Origin of the sequence: Levilactobacillus lindianensis (assembly GCF_003946095.1) — a bacterium.
Classification (GTDB): Bacteria; Bacillota; Bacilli; order Lactobacillales; family Lactobacillaceae; genus Levilactobacillus; species Levilactobacillus lindianensis.
Genome location: NZ_RHOD01000050.1, coordinates 1 through 3,249, shown reverse-complemented (window position 1 = coordinate 3,249; position 3,249 = coordinate 1). Strand labels below are relative to the sequence as shown.

The 3,249-nt window shown below is 49.6% G+C and carries 2 rRNA genes; both read left to right on the top strand.

Annotation, left to right across the window (positions count from 1 at the left end):
* The first annotated feature begins 146 nt into the window (after positions 1-146).
* Positions 147-3,065 (top strand): 23S ribosomal RNA (locus EKM70_RS11100).
* Between the two features lie 72 nt (positions 3,066-3,137).
* Positions 3,138-3,249 (top strand): 5S ribosomal RNA (gene rrf, locus EKM70_RS11095); the annotation flags it as partial.

Here is a 3,249-nt window from a genome sequence, read left to right as displayed (position 1 = left end):
TTGTTCTTTGAAAACTAGATATTATCAATTATTTTCCTTTAATTATTAAGATAATTAAACCGAGAAACAACTGCGTATTTTTGAGTTTTTTAATTAGTTTTATATCGCTAATACTCGATTAATCAACGATTACTTCGTAATCGTTAGGTTAAGTTATGAAGGGCGCATGGTGGATGCCTTGGTACTAGGAGCCGATGAAGGACGGGACTAACACCGATATGCTTCGGGGAGCTGTACGTAAGCTTTGATCCGGAGATTTCCGAATGGGGAAACCCAATTACATTAATCCGTAATTACAACTTGGGGAATACATACTCAAGTTGAGGCAGACGCGGGGAACTGAAACATCTAAGTACCCGCAGGAATAGAAAGAAAAATCGATTCCCTAAGTAGCGGCGAGCGAACGGGGAATAGCCCAAACCAAAGAGCTTGCTCTTTGGGGTTGTAGGACTGAACATTTGAGTTACCAAAGTCAATGATAATCGAAGAGTCTGGGAAGACTCGGCATAGAGGGTGATACCCCCGTAGATGAAATCATTGGCCCTCAGTTCAGTATCCTGAGTACGGCCACACACGTGAAACGTGGTCGGAATCCGGGAGGACCATCTCCCAAGGCTAAATACTCCCTAGTGACCGATAGTGAACCAGTACCGTGAGGGAAAGGTGAAAAGCACCGCGGAAGCGGAGTGAAATAGTTCCTGAAACCATGTGCCTACAATTAGTTAGAGCCCGTTAATGGGTGATAGCGTGCCTTTTGTAGAATGAACCGGCGAGTTACGTTAATTTGCAAGGTTAAGGTGGAAAGACCGGAGCCGTAGCGAAAGCGAGTCTGAAACGGGCGTTTCAGTAAATTGACGTAGACCCGAAACCAGGTGACCTACCCATGTCCAGGTTGAAGGTGCGGTAAAGCGCACTGGAGGACCGAACCCGTGTATGTTGAAAAATGCTGGGATGAGGTGTGGGTAGCGGTGAAATTCCAAACGAACTTGGAGATAGCTGGTTCTCTCCGAAATAGCTTTAGGGTTAGCCTCGGAGTTAAGAATCGTGGAGGTAGAGCCACTGTTTGGACTAGGGGCCCGTCATGGGTTACTGAATTCAGATAAACTCCGAATGCCACAGATTTATATCCGGGAGTCAGACGACGAGTGATAAGATCCGCCGTCGAAAGGGGAACAGCCCAGACCACCAATTAAGGTCCCTAAATATGTACTGAGTGGAAAAGGATGTGGAGTTGCATAGACAGCTAGGATGTTGGCTCAGAAGCAGCCACCATTTAAAGAGTGCGTAATAGCTCACTAGCCGAGTGATCCTGCGCCGAAAATTTACCGGGGCTAAGTACATTACCGAAATTGTGGATGCGACCATTAGGTCGCGTGATAGGAGAGCGTTCTAAGGGCAACGAAGGTAGACCGCAAGGACTACTGGAGCGCTTAGAAGTGAGAATGCCGGTATGAGTAGCGAAAGATCAGTGAGAATCTGATCCACCGAATGACTAAGGTTTCCTGGGGAAGGCTCGTCCTCCCAGGGTTAGTCGGGACCTAAGCCGAGGCTGAGAAGCGTAGGCGATGGATAACAGGTTGATATTCCTGTACTAGTTAATCATGTTTGAACGATGGAGGGACGCAGGAGGCTATGGTGAGCATCCGATTGGAAATGGATGTTCAAACGTCAAGTCTGGTTGTGAGTCAAATGCTTACAGCTAAGGACAAGGCGCGATGAGGACCGAATTTTAGTAGGGAAGCACCAGACGTCACACTGCCGAGAAAAGCTTCTAGTTAGTGATTAACTACCCGTACCGCAAACCGACACAGGTAGTCGAGGAGAGTATCCTAAGGTGAGCGAGTGAACTCTCGTTAAGGAACTCGGCAAAATGACCCCGTAACTTCGGGAGAAGGGGTGCTACACGCAAGTGTAGCCGCAGTGAAAAGGCCCAGGCGACTGTTTATCAAAAACACAGGTTTCTGCAAAATCGTAAGATGACGTATAGGGGCTGACGCCTGCCCGGTGCTGGAAGGTTAAGTGGATGAGTTAGCTTCGGCGAAGCCCAGAAATGAAGCCCCAGTAAACGGCGGCCGTAACTATAACGGTCCTAAGGTAGCGAAATTCCTTGTCGGGTAAGTTCCGACCCGCACGAAAGGCGTAACGATCTGGGCACTGTCTCAACGAGAGACTCGGTGAAATTATATTACCTGTGAAGATGCAGGTTACCCGCGACAGGACGGAAAGACCCCATGGAGCTTTACTGTAGCTTGATATTGGGTGTTGACACAGCTTGTACAGGATAGGTCGGAGCCGTAGAATTCGGAACGCTAGTTTCGAATGAGGCGCTGGTGGGATACGACCCTCGCTGTGTGAATACTCTAACCCACACCACTTATCGTGGTGGGAGACAGTGTCAGGTGGGCAGTTTGACTGGGGCGGTCGCCTCCTAAAAAGTAACGGAGGCGCCCAAAGGTTCTCTCAGAATGGTTGGAAATCATTCATTGAGTGTAAAGGCAGAAGAGAGCTTGACTGCGAGACAGACAGGTCGAGCAGGGACGAAAGTCGGGCTTAGTGATCCGGTGGTACCGTATGGAAGGGCCATCGCTCAACGGATAAAAGCTACCCTGGGGATAACAGGCTTATCTCCCCCAAGAGTCCACATCGACGGGGAGGTTTGGCACCTCGATGTCGGCTCATCGCATCCTGGGGCTGTAGTCGGTCCCAAGGGTTGGGCTGTTCGCCCATTAAAGCGGTACGCGAGCTGGGTTCAGAACGTCGTGAGACAGTTCGGTCCCTATCCGTCGCGGGCGTAGGAAATTTGAGAGGAGCTGTCCTTAGTACGAGAGGACCGGGATGGACATACCGCTGGTGTACCAGTTGTGCCGCCAGGCGCATCGCTGGGTAGCTATGTATGGATGAGATAAACGCTGAAAGCATCTAAGTGTGAAACTCGCCTCGAGATGAGATTTCCCATTCCTATATGGAAGTAAGACCCCTGAGAGATGATCAGGTAGATAGGCTGGAAGTGGCAGCCCCGTGAGGGGTGAAGCGGACCAGTACTAATCGGTCGAGGACTTAACCAAGTTGAAAACGTGGTTGTTTCCGCTGGAAGATAATTGAATAATATCTAGTTTTGAGAGAACAAGCTCTCATAGTGTGGTGGCGATAGCCTGAAGGATACACCCGTTCCCATGCCGAACACGGAAGTTAAGCTTCAGCACGCTGATAGTAGTTGGGGGATCGCCCCCTGCGAGGATAGGACGTTGC